Consider the following 16,533-nt stretch of genomic DNA (forward strand, 5'->3'; position numbering starts at 1 on the left):
AGATGAGTCAGGACACGAGAGACGGATTGGTATATACCTTGGCTAGGATCCGGCTGACCGACTCGCGGGTGATCTTCGTCGAGTCGGCAATCGTCGTCGTCCTGTCGTGGACACTCGCAGCCCACATCTTCGACATCACGAACGTGATCTCTGAGCCCACCGCGATCGGGGCCGTGATGTACGAACTGGTCGTCACACGGGAGTTCCTCGACCACCTGGTCCCGACGCTGCGGCGGACGGTGTACGGCCTTCTGGTCACGATAGTCATCGGGACGGCATTAGGCATCGCTATGGGGATGCGTGAGTGGGTCGAGAAGGTCTTCCAAGACTACGTGACCGTGGGACTCGCGATGCCCGGCCTCTTCATTGCCATCTTCACGGCGATGTGGTTCGGGATTAGCGACGTCACGCCGACGGTCGCGGCGGCGATAATCTCGTTCCCGTTTCTCACCCAGCAGGTGTACGAAGGCGTTCGAAATATCGACAACGACATCCTGCAGATGTCGAGTTCGTTCGGCGTCTCGAACTGGCGTGCCATGCGTCGGACCGTCATCCCGGCGGTCATGCCGGAGTGGTTTGCCGGCACCCGGTACTCGCTGGCGATCGTCTGGAAAACGGTGACGCTCACCGAACTCGTGGCTGCTTCGGACGGGATCGGCTGGATAATCCGATCTCAGCTCGAACGGTTGGACTTCACCGGCGCGATGGCGTGGACCATGCTGTTCGTGGTCGTCATCCTGACCGTCGAGTACGGGATCGTTCAGCAACTGGAGAATCGCATATTCAAATGGCGGCAGGAGGTTAGCGGAGTGATGGCACTATGAGCTCATCGAACCAGAAAGTAGACGGGGCGTCTCTCGGCGTCGACAGCGGTCGAGCCGGGTGGATTCACATAGAGAACCTCACCAAGGAGTTCGACACCCAGCAGGGGCACGAACTCGTCTTCGAGGACCTGAACATCGACATCGAACCGGGAACGTTCGTCACGCTCTTGGGCAAGTCCGGCAGCGGGAAGTCGACGCTGTTGAACATCATCAGCGGCGTGCTCGAACCGACGGCGGGACAGGTCCGGTTCGAGGTCGAGGGCGCTCCGGGTGACGTCACGCTCGGGCACGTCTTTCAGTCCCCGCGGCTCCTCCCGTGGAACACGCTGATCCAGAACATCGAGTACGTCCACGAGAACAACCCCGAGTACTCTCGGGAGCTGGCGGAGGACTACCTCGATCTGGTCGAACTGACCGAGCACTACGACAAGTACCCCACCCAGATCTCCGGCGGACAGAAACAGCGGGTGGGGATCGCTCGTGCGCTCAGCATCGATCCCGAGATCCTGCTGATGGACGAGCCGTTCAGCGCGCTCGACGAGATCACGGCCGAGGAACTGCGAACACAGCTCATGAACATCTGGAAACAGCTCAACAAGACCGTCTTCTTCGTGACCCACGACATGACGGAGGCGATCGAGCTGTCGGACCGGATGTTGATGCTCGGTGACGGGCGGATCTACGCCGACTTGGAGGTTCCGCTCGACCGCCCCCGTCGACTCGACTCCGACGAGTTCCTCAAGTTCAGGCAGAAAGCGCTCGATAAATTCCACAGCATCGAGGACTGACATGGCGACACGAGACAAGCGCGTACGGCTGCCGGCGCTCGGAACGGTTGACGGCTGGATGGCTCGCGCCGGCGGTGTCTTGCTGTTCTTCGTCGGGTGGACGGCGCTTGCGTCCGTGTTCCCCGAAAACCTGATGCCGTTTCCACAGCAGGCGCTCGGGGACGCCTGGGAACTCGTCCAGAGCGGGCAGGTCTGGAGACACCTCGCGGCCACGATGGCGGCGATGTTCTGGGGGTTCATCGGCGGAATGGCGCTCGGCATCCAGATGGGCGTGTTCATGGGAATCGACGACTACCAGCGGAAGTTCCTCACCCCGCACGTGATTCTGAGCCTCTCGATCCCGCACATCTCGTGGGGGATTACGGCGACACTCGTCTTCGGGTTCGACATCTTATCACCCATCTTCGCGACGATCCTCGTCGTCTTTCCGTTCGTCGCGGTGACGATCTGGAAGGGTGTCGAGAACATCGACGCCGACCTGCTGAGAATGAGCAAGTCCTTCGAACTCTCGTTCGGTCGGACCCTCCGGCGCGTTATCATCCCGAACATCGCGCCGTCGCTGCTCTCCGCATCGCGTCTGGCGCTGGCGCTGTCGTGGAAAACCGTCGTCATCACCGAGGTGTTCGCGGCGGGGCAGGGCATGGGATACAAGATCTTCTCGGCGTACGAAATCATCGACTTCGACGAGGCGTGGGGGTGGGCCGTGATCTTTATGATCGTCATCCTCATCGTCGAGTACGGTATCTTCAAACCCGTTCAGCGGAAGGTGTTCGCGTACCGTCAGGACGCGGACTTCTCGATGTTGAGCTGAATCGGTGTTCGCTCCTCCCTTCTCGGCTCTCTCACGGTCGATGCGCCGGAGCGGTATCGACCGCCATCGGACGCGTCGATCGGTCCTCGTCACACGGGAACAAGGCACGAAGATTTAATTACGTGGCCTGCAATGGCAAACCTGCGCATGAACGTACTACCACCGTGGTTACTGGTCGTTAGGAGGTGGTGATATGCCCGTCGAAGCGTATCATCGTCCGACGACACTCGACGACGCCCTCGCACTGAACGCCGAACACGCTTCGCTCGAAGTCATATCCGGTGGCACGCTCACGATGCCGGCGGTGAACGAGGGCCACCTGTTTCCGGCTCACGTGATGGACCTTCGGGGAGTCGGCCTCGACTACGTCGACGAAGCCGACGGCCACCTTTCCCTCGGGGCCACGCTCACCATGACCGAGGTCCTCGACCGGATCGACGTACCGATCTTACGACAAGCGGCCCGCCACACGGGCAGTTGGGCCGTCCGGAACATGGCGACTGTCGGCGGGAACCTGTTCGCGCCCCCACCGCTGGGAGACTTCGCTGTGGCGCTCCTCGCCCTCGACGCAGCAGTCGAAGTCCGAAGTAGCGACGCTGACCGACACCTCCCGATGGCGGACTTTTACACCGCGGACGGCAACGCGCTCGCCCCCGACGAACTCGTCACGGAGATCCGAATACCGGTGCCCGCGGGCGAGACGGCGTTCCTGAAACTCACTCGCAAGCAAGAGCCCGCCCCGCCCGTGGTCACGGTCGCAGTCGACCTGATCCGCGACGGCGACACCGTCGACCGGGCCCGCATCGCGATGAACGGTGCCGGCCCCCACCCCACCCGGATGGCGGAAGCCGAGTCGGTGCTGGAGGGATCCGGTTTGTCCGCTTCGACGATCGAACGCGCGGCCGACGCGGCCACCGAGGCGGCGAATCCCCCGGAAGACGCCGTGGCGAGCGCGTGGTACCGCCGGAAGATGGCCGGGACCTATCTCACGAAGGCGCTCGATCAGATCTCTCACGGGGAGGACACACAATGAGTTCACAAACCACCAATTCCAAAGTTGTCGAGTTAGAGATCAACGGGCGCACGGTCGAAGAGCTCGTCGAACCGCTGGAGCCGCTCCAGTCCGTCCTCCGGGACAAGCTGGGAAACACCGCGACGAAGATCGGCTGCAAGCAGGGAGGCTGTGGGAGCTGTACCGTCCTCGTCGACGGCGAGCCCGTGGTCTCCTGTCTCCTCCCGGTCGAGGAGGCGCAGGGCCACGAGATAACCACGCTGGAAGGCATCTACAGCGGCGACGACCTCCACCCCGTTCAGGAGGCGTTCGAGGAACACTTCGCTATGCAGTGTGGCTACTGTACCCCCGGGATGATCATGGTCGCCAAGGCGCTTCTGGATCGGAATCCCGACCCCTCGCGGGAGGAAATCGAAGACACCATCTCCGGCAACGTCTGTCGGTGCACCGGGTACGATCCGATCGTCGACGCGGTGGAGGCGGCCGCCGAGACGATGAGCGGCCAGGACGGTGAGTAACCGATGAAAGAACTCAAATCGGTCGGGACGACGATCAAGCGCCGCGACGGTGAGGGCCACATCAAGGGCCAGACGGAGTACGTCGACGACATCCCCTTCCAGAACCTGAAACACCTCCACGCCGTCCGAAGCCCGGTCGCACACGCCGAGATCAAGGGGCTAGACTTCAGCGCCGCCGAGGAGGTCGACGGGTTCGTCGACTATCTCACGCACGAGGACGTGCCCAACAACCTCTACACGATTCTCCGACTCGTCGGCGTCGGGCCGGACGAGGAACCGTTGCTGGCCGAAGACCGGGTCCGATACGAGGGCGAACCCATCGCCGCGGTCATCGCGGACTCGAAGGGGGCCGCGATGGAGGCCGCCTCGAAGGTCGAGGTCGACTTGGAGGAGCTACCGGCCGTCTTCGACGTCGAGGAGGCCCTCGAAGACGACGCACCGATCCTCAAAGACTGGGGAACGAACCACTTCGAGTTCGAGGGACACCACTGTCGGCGCGTCCGGCGGGGTGACGTCGACGCGGCGTTCGAGGAGGCGGACCACATCGTCGAGGGCAGATACCAGACCAGCCCCATCGAACAGGCCCCGACGGAGACGACTTCGGCGACGGCGAAGCCGGAGGCGAACGGTCGCTTCACCGTCCACACGAACACCCAGGCGCTGTTCTTTTCGCTCGACAACACCGCGATAACGCTCGATATCCCCTTCGAGAAACTCCAGTTCAAGGGCGGGACCGTCGGCGGCGGCTTCGGCGGCAAGGTCGACGTCATCGTCGAGCAACTCGCGACGCTGGGGGCCAAGAAGACCGGCTACCCCGTACGGTACAAGTTCACTCGCGAGGAGGAAATGAAAGTCTCCTCGCCGCGGGGCGCGTGGCGGATGTACTTCAAGGACGGCGTGACCGACGACGGCGAGATCATCGCACGCGAGGTCACCAGCTACGCCGACGCCGGTGCGTACAACCGGCACACGCCGTACGCAGTGACGAAACACGCGGCGAACCTGGCGGGGCCGTACAACATTCCGAACGCCAAGTTCGACTGCTACTGCGTGTACACGAACAAGCAGCCGTCCAGCGCGATGCGCGGGTTCGGGGTCACACCCTGTTCGTTCGCCATCGAGAACCACATGGACAAGATCGCCGACGAACTCGGTCTCGATCGATGGGAGGTCCGCTTCAAGAACGCGTACAAGAACGGGGACATCACGCCCCACCGCAAGGAGGTCGAGGACGCGAGTCTCATCGAGTGTATGCAGTCGACCGCGGAGATGATCGACGTCGACCTCCCGGAGGAATTCAAGCAAATGAGTTCGCTCGAAAACACGGAGGAGCACAATGTCTAAGCAACGCGGCCGCGGCATCGCAGCGGTCAACTATCCGACCGGGATGAACCTCGGTGGCGACCCGACCCAGGCGCTTATTCACAGCACGACGACCGGTAACTTCGTCATCACCATCTCGAGCACCGATCTCGGGCAGGGAGCGAAGACCGCCCTGGCGCAGATCGGTGCCGACGCGATGGGAGTTCCGGTCGAGAACGTCATCATCGACACCGGTGACACCGACACTGGTCCTCACTGTATGGGGACGTTCGCCAGCCGACTCACACACCGGGCCGGGAACGCCATCATCGAAGCCGCCGACGAAGCGCGGGAGGTCATGATGGAGGTGGCCGCCGAGGAACTCGAGTCGTCCTCCTCGGACCTGGTCACCGACGGCGAGGGGAACATCCACGTGAAGGGCGCCCCGGGTCGCTTTATCACGGTCATGGACGTCGCGATGGCCGCCCACTTCCAACAGGGGAAAACCATCTCGGGGCGTGGTATCGGCTTCAAGCCCAAGAGCGACGTCGATCCCGAGACCGGCGAGATGGACCCGGACTCCTCGGAGGCTCACGCGTGTATGATCGCGGACGTCGAGGTCGACACCGAGACCGGTGAAGTCGACGTCCTCAAAATCGCGTGCACCTACGAGATCGGGCAGGTGGTCAATCCGGCGCTCGTCGAAGGCCAGATCGTCGGCGGCGCCTGGATGGGTATGGCTCACGCCCTGTACGAGACGACCGAGCCCTACTACCCGTATCCGGACAACAAGCCGAGCAACTTCGGTGACTACAGCCTCCCGGGTCCCTCCGAGGTTCCCGACATCGAGCACCACGTCCTCGAAATGGGCTCGCATACCGGTCCGTTCGGTGCCAAGGGTATCGGCGAGATGTCCGCCACGCCGCCGATCCCGGCCATCGTCAACGCGATCAACGACGCCATCGGCGTCCGGATCACGAAGGTTCCCGTGACGCCCGAGGACGTCCTCAGGGCGTTGGAGGAGAAAGAGGAGAACGACGGGGGCGACGCGTCCGAAACGGCGGAGACACAGGAAGCATAAGAATCATGTCCGAACGAGATACGAAGGCTCGAATTCGAGGTGGTCGATGACGCGAATCGTCGATCTCTCCGTGACTATCGGCGAGGAGACGCTCAGTCCTCCCTCGGTCGACAAGCGTCTGGAACTGACGACCCACACGATGGAGGGCAAGAGCCACTGGCAGGGGAGCGAAGTCAGCATGCTGTTGCACACCGGTTCGCACGTCGACTTCGAGTCCCACACCGTGAAAGGAGGTGAGACGGCCGCGGACGTCTCGCTGGACCGCGTCTGTGGCGACGCGTTCGTCGTCGACCTCAGTGACGGCGGACCGAACTACGAGATCACTCTCGCGGACGTCAAGGAGCACGCTGCTCACGTCCGCGACGGCGACATCGTGTTGATCCGAACCGACTGGTCCGACGCCGAGTGGGGTAACTACCCGACGTACTACATGGACTCGCCGTACTGCGCGCCCGAGGCGGCCCAGTGGCTCGTCGACAACGGCGCGAAGGCGGTCGGCTTCGACTGCTTCAGCGAGTATCCGGCTCGTCTCCCCGACTTCGAACCGGAGGACTTCCAGATTCACAAGGTGATTCTGGAGAACGACGCCATCCTCATGCAGCACCTCACCAATCTCGGTGCGCTCCCCGCGGCGGGCCGGTTCCAGTTCTTCGGCCCGTTCATCAAGATGGCCGCTGCGGAGGGGGCACCGAGCCGGTTCTTCGCCGTCCTCGAATCCTGACACCCACCACAGACCACGTGATGTTCACCCCACCACGTGATATTCACCGCTGATGCCCTGTTCGGCGCCGCTTCTGGGCGTCCACGTTTCGTTCCGTTCTTCGGCCGGCGCTCGCGTAACGCGAGCCGTCAGCTTCGCCGCGTTCGGTCGCTTTTACGATATAGTAGATCCGTCCTTCCGATATCTTTATGTGTCGTTGTTGATTCATTGAGAACGAGCAACATGGCTTACCAACCAAGAGTACGTGTCTCTCAAGTGATCCCGAGTTCGGCGCCCGCCGTCTGGGACGCCGTTCGCGAGTTCGACAGTATCGACGAGTGGCATCCCGTGATCGAAGACTGTACCATTGACGAGGGCAAATCCCCGGTACAGATCGGCGCAGTCCGGGACTTCACGGCCGGCGACCGGACCGTCCGGGAACGGCTCGAGGCTCACTCGGACGTCGATCGGTACTACCAGTACTCCATGGAAGGGGAAGGCGGCGACAAGGTCGACTACCTCAGTGAGCTTCGGATCCAGCCGATCACGGAGACGAACGAGTCGCTGGCGACGTGGACCGCCCACTACGATGTCGTCGAGGACGGTGATCCGGAGGGAGAAGCCGAACACCTGACCAAGGTCTTCTCCGGCGGACTCAACACGCTACGCGACCAGTTCTCGGAGTGAGACCCACTACGCTATCGAGCCGCGTCTGACGGCACCGATCCGTGTGAGTAGCTCATACGACGGACTTGCAAGCACTCTCCCGTCAGGTCCGACCGTCGGTGGCGTTCGCTCATCGAGCGCTCGATGCGGTCGTTGAACGTCATAATAGTACGAGAGATGTGCAAGACCGAGGGTGACGAGAACCCGACTTCCGACCTCCGGGTGATCGACGCGGTCAACCCTCGTTTCGAGCGTGCGAAGCCACTGTACGACGCGGTTTCGGCCCACGTCGTCCAGACAACCGACCTCGTCTACTCGAATGCGGGCGGTCGGGTCGTCGTCGCTATCGACGAGAGGGTCGGTGTCCGAGAGGTCGTCTCTCTCGGTGAGTCGCTGGAGAAACGCTGTTACTGGACCGATGTCTCGTCGTTCGAAGCGGTCGACGCCGGGAGTCGCTTCGAGCCGTCTATATTGCAGTGTACGATCACGACTACTCGCCGTCGATTTTACACGCGGTCCCGCCGACAGCGACCCGCGTCGGTCGTGCCGTTCGCGGGAATTCGTCACTCACGGCGACAACGACAGCTGGAACGTCCGCGAGGGCGTACTGTTCGAGCCGTCTCTCGATGCGCTTCGTGATCTCCAGCGGAGACAGACGACGTGACACCGGGGGTGAATCGGTTTCGCAGATAGCGAGTCGCGTGAGGCGTTCTACGACCTCCTGCACGACCTGAACCACGAGGGTATGACCGTCCTCCTTATCGAACACGACATCGGAATCGTCACGACGCACGCCTCGGAGGTGGCCTGTCTCAACCACGAGTTGTTCTTCCACGGCGACCCCGAGACGTTCGTCGAGACCGACGCGCTGTCGAAATCATAGTAGTGGACGAGCACTGCAAACCACTGGCGGACGCTCAGCCGACTGCCGACCCACGAGTTGTGGAAGCGGCCGACGTGCATCTTCGGTGTTTGAAACCACTTTCAATCAGGTTTCGGTCGGTGTAGTCGACCTGGCCGGACAGTCCTAATCGAGCAAATGCAGTCCGGTAGCCGAAGGCATCGGCCAGAAACACTGTGTTTGTACAGTCGTGTTTCTCGGTGACTGCATGGAGAAATGCAGTCGCCGGACCGGTTCCATGTTGCTCGAACACGGCGACGTGCAGAATCAACTTTGTGTCGACGTTCATTGCAACATATGAACAAGACCATTCGCCGTTGATCTTGACAGCGGTCTCGCGACCGCCTCGGCTGCGCCGTCCTCAGAAATCGAAGATTTCTGATGGGCTGCACGAGAGCTTTGCTCTCGTGAACGACGTCGGGTCGCAACCACTGTCAGCGATTCGATGTATCCATTGGTGAATCGTTTGAAACGAGCGTTTGACGCCGCGAATTCGAAGAACCGCTTCTGTTTCTCGAAGCGAAAGTCCCGCCGCGTGGAACCGGACGGCGAACGCCCTGATGGGCGCCGCCGTCCGCTCACGCTCCCAACATTCTTCGTAATCCGCCGCAAAATAGTGACTGAGCAGGTCTGCGGGCGACATTCCAAATTAACTTACCATCTGCTCGTTCCTCAAACTGGCCTAACTAGACGTGCCTGCATGTTCCATGTAGAACAGCGAGCAATAGATCCAGTGCAGAGGGGTTCTTCAGTCGTCAGACGACTCCGTGGAGAAGTCACGATGGAACATCTTGTACGAGTTGGTGATCGGAACGACCGAGTAAGACTCCGCGATGTCGTTATCGTGAAGCAACTCGCGGACGTGTGCGTTAATCTCGCTGAGCGAGGACTCCCAGACACGAAGCATTAGATCGTGTGTCCCCATACACTCGGCCACCTCGTACACGAGGCCATCGTCGAGCAACTTCTGGATGAATTGGTCGATTTGCTCTTGGCTCGCGGATACCGCATACGTTATCTGGACTTCGGCGTACGTGTAGTCGGCCTGTTTGAACACGAGCAGAGCGAATATCTCGAGGATTCCTTCCTCCTGTAACCGTTTACGACGCCGTCGTGCCGCGGATCGAGAGAGTCCGACCCGTTCTGCGAGTTCAGTGTCGGAGAGTCGACCGTTTTCGTTGAGTTCGCGGAAGATGAGGTAATCCTTGTGGTCCATCCGCTCTTCGAGCAGGTCGACGACACGCGGGTCCTCGATCCACTCACGCGCATCAGGCATACTCATATCTATGGTCATCCGTACATAGGTCCTGTCGTTGTGTTCGGCTCGACGGGCGCCTTCCTGATCTCACGGCCACGACGCTGCGTCCGTGTTGTGGATCGATCGTGCTCCACGGGTGTGATCGGCAAGTGAGTGCTCGTGGGTGAAATGCGGTGCGGTTTCGGCGGGCGTCGGCCGCCATGTCACTTGTCCGGCTCTTCGTGGGTGAACGCGTAGACGACCTTCCCACCGGATTCGATCGTCTGCATCCCACCAGAGGTGGCGAACTGTTGGGCGCCGGCGTACGCCCACAGGTAGCCATCTTCGGGCATTTCGACACGTTCGATGCGTTCGCCGTGAAGGTTCACGACATCGGCTACAACCTCGCCAGCCTCGATGAACGTTCCCGTCTCCGCCCGGGGATAGAGCAGTCCGCCGTGTTCGTTTCGGAGCATGCCGTACGCCCGGTTGACGCCACTCCCACCGGTGTACCGACAGGGGACCAGCGAGATATCCTCCTGTGGGCCCTCCTTGGCAGCACCCGGTAGGACGTCGAATTCCCGGAGTACGTTCATCGTGCCGGTGACACCGACGTCTAGACTCTTTGAGTCGAGGTATCGGCCGTCGATGAATTCGATCATCAGCTCGGGGATTCCTTTCGCGGCACCCTTGTTGCTCAGGGTCGGGATACGGTCCGCACCGATCGGACTCGGCCCCGATTCGACGAGGTTGTCTTTTCGGATCGTCGTCACTCCGAAGGCCTTCGCTGCCCGCTCAAGATCGGCCTCGGTCTCCGCCGTCGGCTCGATGATTTGGAAGTACAGCGAGTCTGGATGGTCGTTACAGTGGAAGTTGAGGACGATGTCCGCGTCGCTCCACGCCTCGCTCCAGATGGCGTTCGCCATCCGCTCAGTCGTGTTCCCGTGTGGGTTCTCGACACTCACATAGCCCAAGTCGCGGTTATCTATCCACGTCCGGTAGGTAGCGTGCATAAACGCGAGTGGGTTCGCGACAGGGATGCCCACCACCGCACCGGCGACTAATTCAGGCGACAGTTCGTCGTGCATCAGGCGGTGGACCACCTGTGTCCCCTGGAGTTCTTTCCCGTGTTGTGTCGAGAACAGAAGCGCCGTCGGACCGTCTTCAACTCCGTTGAGCACGATGACGGGGATGTCGATTCGGTCGCCGGTCGTCAGTTCGACTCCCGGGATGTGGCCTGTGGCCAGCTCGCCGGGGGCCGCGGTCGCGTCACCGACCTGAATAGTGTCTGTCATGGGTGTTCGTGTCGCGTTGACGTTCGGTCAGTCGTCTCTTCACCGGGCCGTACCGCGGCCGCCGCTATCGCCCCCATCGCAACGACCGGGTCGATGATTGGAACGCCTGCCCGTCGTTGGATGTCCGCCAGCACACCGGATGTTGTGAGTCCAGTGCAACTCGGAGCGACGACGTCACAGCCGGCCTCTACGAGGCGCGTGATGGCCTCATCGATCGCCGCTCGGCCCTCTCGAGTCGTCAGGTAGTTCGTCGTCTCTGCGCCCTCGACCGTCTCGGTAGCCTGTAGCTGGTCACCCAGGATATTCCTGATCACGCTCGGCGTTCCGCCCTCCAGTCCGAGCGTTCCGACATTCCTCCCGCGTGCGAGGGCGCTTCCAGCGACACTCGCACCAGCCCCGACGACGGGGATATCTAGCCGTTGGTCGAGCGTTGAGACCCCCGGGTCGAGTGCACAACTGATCGCCAGCGCGTCGACCTGCGCCCCCATATCGGTACCCAGTTCAAGAACGTACGGCAGCGCGTCGACCTCGGCCTCTGCGCTGGGGATTCCGTCGGGATGGTTGGGGATACACCGCGAGCGCGTCGATGCATGCGGGAAGTGCTGCTCGATAATCCGCCCATGTAACGCGACGTCTGCCTGGTCGTCGAGAGTCAGTACCCGGAGTACGCCAAGTTCAATTGTCTCGGCCCCCGTCATGGCTGTGTAGTGTTCTCGTCTGCTCGTTCGTCGATGCCGCGGGCGGCGAAGAAGCCCTGCTGGCGGAGCGCATCGAGCAGCGTCCGTTCACGCCTGTTCATGAACCCTTCGGGACCCCAGTAGCGTTCGAGGGTCTCTTGCCATTCCCGCGTGGAATCGCCGTAGACGCTCTCGCCGTACATCGCGTTCATCGACCGGTAACACTCCTCCAGCAGTTCCGTGGACGGGTCCTCGTATCCGTCCTCATGGAGGACGGCGTCGAGGGGGACCCGCGGCGCGTTCTCGGTCGCTTCGCCGTGTTTGGGCACGCCGATGCAGAGTCCGTAGAGAGGGAGTACCCCGGACGGCAAGTCGAGTGTCGAGGCTATCGCACCGAGGTTGTTCAGGATGTTCCCGATTGGACAGACGCCGTAGCCGCGACTTTCGGCGGCCACCATTATCCCCATCGCCGCCAGCGAGGCGTCGATAGATCCTTCCAGGACCCCCATCGTCGGGGCTAGCTGGAACTCCCGGTTGCGGTGTGTGAGGAGGTGCTCTATACGGCGCAGGTCGATACAGACTACGAGGAAGTGACTCGCCTCCTCGATCTGGACCGTCCCACGGTCACAGAGGTCGTGAATTTGCTCGCGGACCGACTGGTCCCGGACCCAAACGAAACTGTACATTTGGGTCGTTCCACTCGTCGGCGCTTTCCGGCCGGCGTCGACGAGTTCCCGCACCTCCGACTCGGAAATCGTCGCCTCCGTGTCGAACTCTCTGACTGTGGCCCGCGAGGCGAGCCACGGTGCGAGGTCAGGCACCTCGAGTCGCTCCCCGTACCGTGTGGCGCGATCGGAACTTCCCGTCCCAGTCACACGATCACCTCGCCACCGCTGACGACGAGTTCGTCGTCGAGATACACCTCCGGCTCGAGAACGATACCGTCGAGGTGTGAATCACACTGGATCGTCCCACCAAAGCCGTGGTTGTCTCCGAACGCGACATGAGCGGTTCCGTACACTTTTTCATCTTCGAGAACGGTCCCGATAATCTCCGCTGCGGGGTTCGTCCCGAGCCCGAGTTCCCCAACCCGCCGGGCACACGGATCACCAGTGGTTGCCTTTAGGAACTCGTCGGCTGCCGGCCCTTCGACGTCGGTTATTGTCCCCGACTCGATGTCGATGAACAACGGGTCGTTGAGGACGCCGACGCCGGCGAGTCCCCCGTCGAAGACAATAGTGCCGTCGGCCGTGTCCTCAACGGGTGCGATGTAACTCTCTCCGGACGGGAGGTTGCCGGACTCACCTGGCTGTCGGATCAGTCCGTCGCTCGAGATTCCATCGCGACCTTCGATGGACATCGTCAGCACCTCCCCAGCGGACTCCAGTCTGACCTCCGAGGCGGCCGTCAGTCGGGACGTCAACGCAGCGGTGAGGCGCTCGACCTCGCCGTAATCGGCGGTGATCGCCCCCTCGCCGAACATTCGTTTGGTGATACCGGGCATCGTCGCCACGCGAGCGCCCGAGTCGGTCGCGGCCTCGCGCGCACGGGTGTGTGTCAGTGAGGCCGCTGTCGGACAGACGACGATGTCTGCGTTCCGCATGGCCGACGAGACGAATTCCGGAGGCTCGACGCCGCTCCGCTCCAGAGGTTGGATTTCGAGCAACCCGGCGACGAGGTCGAGGTCATCGCCGGCCGCAAACAGCGCATGCCCGATGTCTATCGTCTCGGTGTCGGTGACGACGAGTAGTGAATCGCCCGCCTGCGCGCCCATGTTATCAGTCAGGACCCGGCGCGCGACCGAACGGAGGTCGGAGGCGTCGCCCATCGTTACAGCACCTCGGTCATCGTCTTTGCCAGCACTGACCGGCCGAGTAACACGCTGGTGTTGGTCTGTTCGCGAACAGTCGCTTTCATCGCTGGCGTGTACCCCATACAGTCCATCACGATGAGGTCCACGTCGGTGCCGATCGACTGTGCTGCCGGGGTGACCTCGTCCTCGTCGACGTACGGCGACCCGGCAGCGGTGCGCAGTTCGAACCCCTTCCACTTCTCGAAGGTCTGGTCGACTTGTTCCTGTTCGGGGACGATAACCCCGACGGTGCCGTCGAGCGCGATGCTCGTCGCCCACCCGTGGAGCAGGTCGCTCGGTTCGAGGATCGGGACGGAGGCCTCGAAGTCGGGGAAGTGACCGGTACAGAGGACGCCGATAGCGGAGACCTCCTCATTCGCGGCGACCTCGTCGATACGCGCCTGGACGAGGTCGACCACGGACGCACGATCGACCGTGACTGACGACCCGTCACGTAGGCGAGTGACGAATATCGGCTCCCCCTCCGTCGGTCCAACGGCAGCCTCGATCGCCTCGCTGGAGTCGAACTCGTCGAGCGCGCCGGCCTCAACGACGTCTACGCCGTCCGGCAGGAAGTCGACGATGTCAGGGGTGATGTCCGTTCGTGGTGCCTGCCCAATGGTGATGAGGCCGATCGTCGTCATCGCTCTGTCCCCATCGTCTGCAGTCGGTCCATCGACCCGTACAGCGCCTGCAAGCGTTCGAACTCGGAGCGGTCGTACAAGGTCGCCCGACCCCGGGTGAATTCCTTCGCTGTCTCGACAACGAACCCGGTCGCCTCCAAGAGTTCCGGGAGGTAGTTAGCACCTGTCCCCGACCCTGGAATCGGACTTGTGCTCGTGGTGGCGACACCGACAACGGGTGCGTCCGTCGCGGTCGCCGGTTGCATGAGGCTGTTTATGTGGTGGACGTCGTTTCCGTACGGGGTGATGTCTTGGGTCGTGAGCGTTAGCGTGCTCGGTGGCTCTCCGGTGACCCGCTCTTGAATGTCGAGGAGCGCGTCGCTGGGTGGCAACAGCCACCCCTCCTTCGCCGTGGGCGTGATGGCGAACCCGCGCTCACAATGGACTCGGTTGCCCTTGGTTGCGTCGACCGAGAGGACAGCGTCCATCTCCTCGTCGACCTCGTGGCGATTCATCGTCGCCATGTCGACGGGGCTTCCCATGAACGGGACCGGGTCGTGTGGCTGGGTCGGCGCGTCTGGACAGACATGTGTCGCGATCTGCACCTCCCCGGCCAGGTGGTCTCCCCGCTCGTACATCTCCGCGAGTTTGAACGCCGACGCGAGCGCCACGATGGCACCGTCCGCATCGGAAACCATCCCCACCTCTTCAGGACGGGCGCCGACACCGCCGAGTCGGCCGACGACGCCGAGCGTCGGTGCGTCCGGGTCCTGGCCCGGGACGGTGACGCGCACAAAGTCCGTCGACCCCTTGTCGGTCTCGATCGTCGTTACGTCCACCGCGATGTCGGTTCCTCCCATGGCGTCTTGAACGGCAGCCCCGTCTGCTTCCGGGTGGTCGAGTACGCTGTACGCTTGCTGTATGTTATCTAACATTATCTCGTGTCACTCCTGAGTGAACGCGTAGTTGATCACTGGTCTATCGACGGCCGCCTCAACCGGTTCGAACAGGGTCGGGTCCGCCATGCCCGCGCCCAGTGCGAGTGACGCTCCCGGTGCGGTGAGTACCGAGACTTGCTGTCCGACTTCGATCTCTGCGGTGGATATTGGGCGACCCGACTCAGCGTCGAGAGTCGTGATGAGGTCGGGGAACGTGGAAACCCGCGTTCCGTCGTGGTCGAGCGTCATATACTCGTTCCAGAACGTCAGCTCGTAGCCGTCGACTGTCACCGTCCCCACGTCGAACCCGCCGGTGGTTTCGAGCGCACAGGAATCGACGGTCCCGGTGACGACGACGTTGCCGTCCAGTTCCTCGGCGATGTTCTCTGCCGCCGTCACGCCGTCGGTCGCAGTTCGGACCGCAGCCCCGACTGTCTCGGCCTGTTCGTACACACCGACGGCAGCGTGTTCGGTGGCGTAGTCAGCGGTGACCGGATTCCTCGCGACGGCGACCAAACCCCCCGCTGCCTCAGCAGTCCGTCTGATCGTCGACGCCGCAGTACCGAGTTGAGCCCGAACGATGACTTCGTGCCGGCGCTCCGTCTCCGGAACGCCGCCGACGCCCGACTGGAGTACGCGCGCGTCGTTCGCAAGGCCGATCGAACCCATTGGTCCGGTCGGGTGTGCCCGGCCGTTACACGCGGCGTCCACGAGCGGAAGTCCGGTCACGGCCGACTGTAGGAGGCCGTTCACCGACGCGAAGCCGCCCATCTCGTTGGTCATCAAGGCGCCGACAGTCGATCCTTCCTCGGCGAGTCGGTCGACGAGCAACTTGACCGCGCGGACGTAGTCGGCTGGGTCGACGTGGCTCTCGGTCGCCGCCGGCGCGCCGACTCCGCTCACCGTTAACACGACCTCGGACGGGTCGAGCGAGTCGAGCGGGACGACAGTCGGCGTCCCGTACTCAACGGCGAGTTCGCCGAATTCGATTCCTTCTCCGAGCGACCCGCCGCCGCCACCACCCAGCACCGCCCCGCCCGTAGCGACGTCCGTCACCCACTGTTCTGTGATATCGTACTCTCGTGTCGTCATTATATCTCTAGTAAGCTATGTTCTGTCATCGTCGCTCACCGCTGGCTGTGCACCGGTGAGTCGAACGAACGTGTTCGGAAACGCACGGTCGGCGGTTCGAAAGACCCCCTCATTCCGGGCGCGTAATCGTCTCATTCCACTCTCGAGGAGGTGATACACCTGGTCGCGGCCCATCGACTCGAAGAGATCTTGAGACTGTGCAACGGCGGTCGCACA

General features: G+C 62.3%; 18 protein-coding genes and 2 pseudogenes. 10 read left to right on the forward strand and 10 right to left on the reverse strand.

The window, feature by feature from the left end; all coding sequences use genetic code 11:
- The first annotated feature begins 2 nt into the window (after positions 1 to 2).
- From C2R22_RS21600 to C2R22_RS21640, 9 genes are all read left to right on the forward strand, one after another.
- Positions 3 to 824: an ABC transporter permease gene (locus C2R22_RS21600; protein WP_162562610.1), complete on the forward strand. Its 822-nt coding sequence runs from the start codon at positions 3 to 5 to the stop codon at positions 822 to 824.
- Positions 821 to 1,612 (forward strand): ABC transporter ATP-binding protein, encoded by a 792-nt coding sequence (locus C2R22_RS21605; protein ID WP_103427858.1) that lies wholly within the window; start codon positions 821 to 823, stop codon positions 1,610 to 1,612. The genes C2R22_RS21600 and C2R22_RS21605 overlap by 4 nt, the downstream gene beginning before the upstream one ends.
- 1 nt (position 1,613) lies before the next feature.
- Positions 1,614 to 2,423, forward strand: coding sequence for an ABC transporter permease (locus C2R22_RS21610; protein ID WP_103427859.1), 810 nt, complete (start codon positions 1,614 to 1,616; stop codon positions 2,421 to 2,423).
- Positions 2,424 to 2,616: 193 nt separating this feature from the next.
- The gene (locus C2R22_RS21615; RefSeq protein WP_103427860.1) at positions 2,617 to 3,456 is read left to right on the forward strand and encodes an FAD binding domain-containing protein; all 840 of its coding nucleotides are present in this window, start codon (positions 2,617 to 2,619) and stop codon (positions 3,454 to 3,456) included.
- Positions 3,453 to 3,953 (forward strand): (2Fe-2S)-binding protein, encoded by a 501-nt coding sequence (locus tag C2R22_RS21620; protein ID WP_103427861.1) that lies wholly within the window; start codon positions 3,453 to 3,455, stop codon positions 3,951 to 3,953. Before C2R22_RS21615 ends, C2R22_RS21620 begins: the two co-directional genes overlap by 4 nt.
- Positions 3,954 to 3,956: 3 nt before the next feature.
- Positions 3,957 to 5,297 (forward strand): xanthine dehydrogenase family protein molybdopterin-binding subunit, encoded by a 1,341-nt coding sequence (locus C2R22_RS27085; RefSeq protein WP_103427862.1) that lies wholly within the window; start codon positions 3,957 to 3,959, stop codon positions 5,295 to 5,297.
- Entirely contained in the window at positions 5,290 to 6,336 is a 1,047-nt protein-coding gene (locus tag C2R22_RS27090) for a xanthine dehydrogenase family protein molybdopterin-binding subunit (RefSeq protein WP_103427863.1), read from the forward strand. The genes C2R22_RS27085 and C2R22_RS27090 overlap by 8 nt, the downstream gene beginning before the upstream one ends.
- 46 nt (positions 6,337 to 6,382) lie before the next feature.
- Positions 6,383 to 7,057 (forward strand): cyclase family protein, encoded by a 675-nt coding sequence (locus C2R22_RS21635; RefSeq protein ID WP_103427864.1) that lies wholly within the window; start codon positions 6,383 to 6,385, stop codon positions 7,055 to 7,057.
- Between the two features lie 222 nt (positions 7,058 to 7,279).
- Positions 7,280 to 7,723, forward strand: a complete 444-nt coding sequence (locus C2R22_RS21640; protein ID WP_103427865.1) for an SRPBCC family protein — start codon at positions 7,280 to 7,282, stop codon at positions 7,721 to 7,723.
- Between the two features lie 6 nt (positions 7,724 to 7,729).
- Here C2R22_RS21640 and C2R22_RS25370 read toward each other — a convergent pair whose 3' ends face one another.
- Complete coding sequence (locus C2R22_RS25370; protein WP_162562612.1) at positions 7,730 to 8,269, reverse strand: hypothetical protein; 540 nt, start codon at positions 8,267 to 8,269, stop codon at positions 7,730 to 7,732.
- Between the two features lie 121 nt (positions 8,270 to 8,390).
- On the opposite strand from C2R22_RS25370, the pseudogene C2R22_RS21650 reads away from it, so the two are divergent.
- Positions 8,391 to 8,585: pseudogene (locus C2R22_RS21650) on the forward strand (metal ABC transporter ATP-binding protein); the annotation flags it as partial.
- Here C2R22_RS21650 and C2R22_RS21655 read toward each other — a convergent pair.
- The 9 genes and pseudogenes from C2R22_RS21655 to C2R22_RS21695 form a co-directional block, all read right to left on the reverse strand.
- Positions 8,576 to 9,246: pseudogene (locus C2R22_RS21655) on the reverse strand (IS6 family transposase); the annotation flags it as partial. The pseudogenes C2R22_RS21650 and C2R22_RS21655 sit on opposite strands and share 10 nt — an antisense overlap.
- 105 nt (positions 9,247 to 9,351) lie before the next feature.
- Complete coding sequence (locus tag C2R22_RS21660) at positions 9,352 to 9,879, reverse strand: Lrp/AsnC family transcriptional regulator (RefSeq protein WP_103427867.1); 528 nt, start codon at positions 9,877 to 9,879, stop codon at positions 9,352 to 9,354.
- 185 nt (positions 9,880 to 10,064) lie between these two features.
- The gene (locus C2R22_RS21665) at positions 10,065 to 11,135 is read right to left on the reverse strand and encodes a succinylglutamate desuccinylase/aspartoacylase family protein (RefSeq protein ID WP_103427868.1); all 1,071 of its coding nucleotides are present in this window, start codon (positions 11,133 to 11,135) and stop codon (positions 10,065 to 10,067) included.
- Positions 11,132 to 11,833: an aspartate/glutamate racemase family protein gene (locus C2R22_RS21670; protein WP_103427869.1), complete on the reverse strand. Its 702-nt coding sequence runs from the start codon at positions 11,831 to 11,833 to the stop codon at positions 11,132 to 11,134. Before C2R22_RS21670 ends, C2R22_RS21665 begins: the two co-directional genes overlap by 4 nt.
- Positions 11,830 to 12,687 (reverse strand): nitroreductase family protein, encoded by an 858-nt coding sequence (locus C2R22_RS21675; RefSeq protein ID WP_103427870.1) that lies wholly within the window; start codon positions 12,685 to 12,687, stop codon positions 11,830 to 11,832. The genes C2R22_RS21670 and C2R22_RS21675 overlap by 4 nt, the downstream gene beginning before the upstream one ends.
- Positions 12,684 to 13,640 carry an aminopeptidase gene (locus C2R22_RS21680; RefSeq protein WP_103427871.1) on the reverse strand — a complete coding sequence of 319 codons (957 nt, stop codon included), beginning with the start codon at positions 13,638 to 13,640 and terminating at the stop codon, positions 12,684 to 12,686. Before C2R22_RS21680 ends, C2R22_RS21675 begins: the two co-directional genes overlap by 4 nt.
- A 2-nt stretch (positions 13,641 to 13,642) precedes the next feature.
- Positions 13,643 to 14,308 carry an AroM family protein gene (locus tag C2R22_RS21685; protein WP_103427872.1) on the reverse strand — a complete coding sequence of 222 codons (666 nt, stop codon included), beginning with the start codon at positions 14,306 to 14,308 and terminating at the stop codon, positions 13,643 to 13,645.
- Complete coding sequence (locus tag C2R22_RS21690; RefSeq protein ID WP_103427873.1) at positions 14,305 to 15,222, reverse strand: DUF1177 domain-containing protein; 918 nt, start codon at positions 15,220 to 15,222, stop codon at positions 14,305 to 14,307. Before C2R22_RS21690 ends, C2R22_RS21685 begins: the two co-directional genes overlap by 4 nt.
- A 9-nt stretch (positions 15,223 to 15,231) precedes the next feature.
- The gene (locus C2R22_RS21695; RefSeq protein WP_103427874.1) at positions 15,232 to 16,317 is read right to left on the reverse strand and encodes a DUF917 domain-containing protein; all 1,086 of its coding nucleotides are present in this window, start codon (positions 16,315 to 16,317) and stop codon (positions 15,232 to 15,234) included.
- Between the last annotated feature and the right edge of the window lie 216 nt (positions 16,318 to 16,533).

It is taken from the genome of Salinigranum rubrum, assembly GCF_002906575.1.
In the GTDB taxonomy this organism is placed as follows: domain Archaea; phylum Halobacteriota; class Halobacteria; order Halobacteriales; family Haloferacaceae; genus Salinigranum; species Salinigranum rubrum.

Bases quoted from the DNA above. Each gene is read 5' to 3' on its own strand.
- C2R22_RS21670 (WP_103427869.1), bottom strand. From the start codon at position 11,833: ATGACGGGGGCCGAGACAATTGAACTTGGCGTACTCCGGGTACTGACT.
- C2R22_RS21685 (WP_103427872.1), bottom strand. From the start codon at position 14,308: ATGACGACGATCGGCCTCATCACCATTGGGCAGGCACCACGAACGGAC.
- C2R22_RS21660 (WP_103427867.1), bottom strand. From the start codon at position 9,879: ATGCCTGATGCGCGTGAGTGGATCGAGGACCCGCGTGTCGTCGACCTG.
- C2R22_RS21620 (WP_103427861.1), top strand. From the start codon at position 3,453: ATGAGTTCACAAACCACCAATTCCAAAGTTGTCGAGTTAGAGATCAAC.
- C2R22_RS27085 (WP_103427862.1), top strand. From the start codon at position 3,957: ATGAAAGAACTCAAATCGGTCGGGACGACGATCAAGCGCCGCGACGGT.
- C2R22_RS21635 (WP_103427864.1), top strand. From the start codon at position 6,383: ATGACGCGAATCGTCGATCTCTCCGTGACTATCGGCGAGGAGACGCTC.
- C2R22_RS21600 (WP_162562610.1), top strand. From the start codon at position 3: ATGAGTCAGGACACGAGAGACGGATTGGTATATACCTTGGCTAGGATC.
- C2R22_RS27090 (WP_103427863.1), top strand. From the start codon at position 5,290: ATGTCTAAGCAACGCGGCCGCGGCATCGCAGCGGTCAACTATCCGACC.
- C2R22_RS21665 (WP_103427868.1), bottom strand. From the start codon at position 11,135: ATGACAGACACTATTCAGGTCGGTGACGCGACCGCGGCCCCCGGCGAG.
- C2R22_RS21610 (WP_103427859.1), top strand. From the start codon at position 1,614: ATGGCGACACGAGACAAGCGCGTACGGCTGCCGGCGCTCGGAACGGTT.
- C2R22_RS21605 (WP_103427858.1), top strand. From the start codon at position 821: ATGAGCTCATCGAACCAGAAAGTAGACGGGGCGTCTCTCGGCGTCGAC.
- C2R22_RS21640 (WP_103427865.1), top strand. From the start codon at position 7,280: ATGGCTTACCAACCAAGAGTACGTGTCTCTCAAGTGATCCCGAGTTCG.
- C2R22_RS21695 (WP_103427874.1), bottom strand. From the start codon at position 16,317: ATGACGACACGAGAGTACGATATCACAGAACAGTGGGTGACGGACGTC.
- C2R22_RS21615 (WP_103427860.1), top strand. From the start codon at position 2,617: ATGCCCGTCGAAGCGTATCATCGTCCGACGACACTCGACGACGCCCTC.
- C2R22_RS21690 (WP_103427873.1), bottom strand. From the start codon at position 15,222: ATGTTAGATAACATACAGCAAGCGTACAGCGTACTCGACCACCCGGAA.
- C2R22_RS21680 (WP_103427871.1), bottom strand. From the start codon at position 13,640: ATGGGCGACGCCTCCGACCTCCGTTCGGTCGCGCGCCGGGTCCTGACT.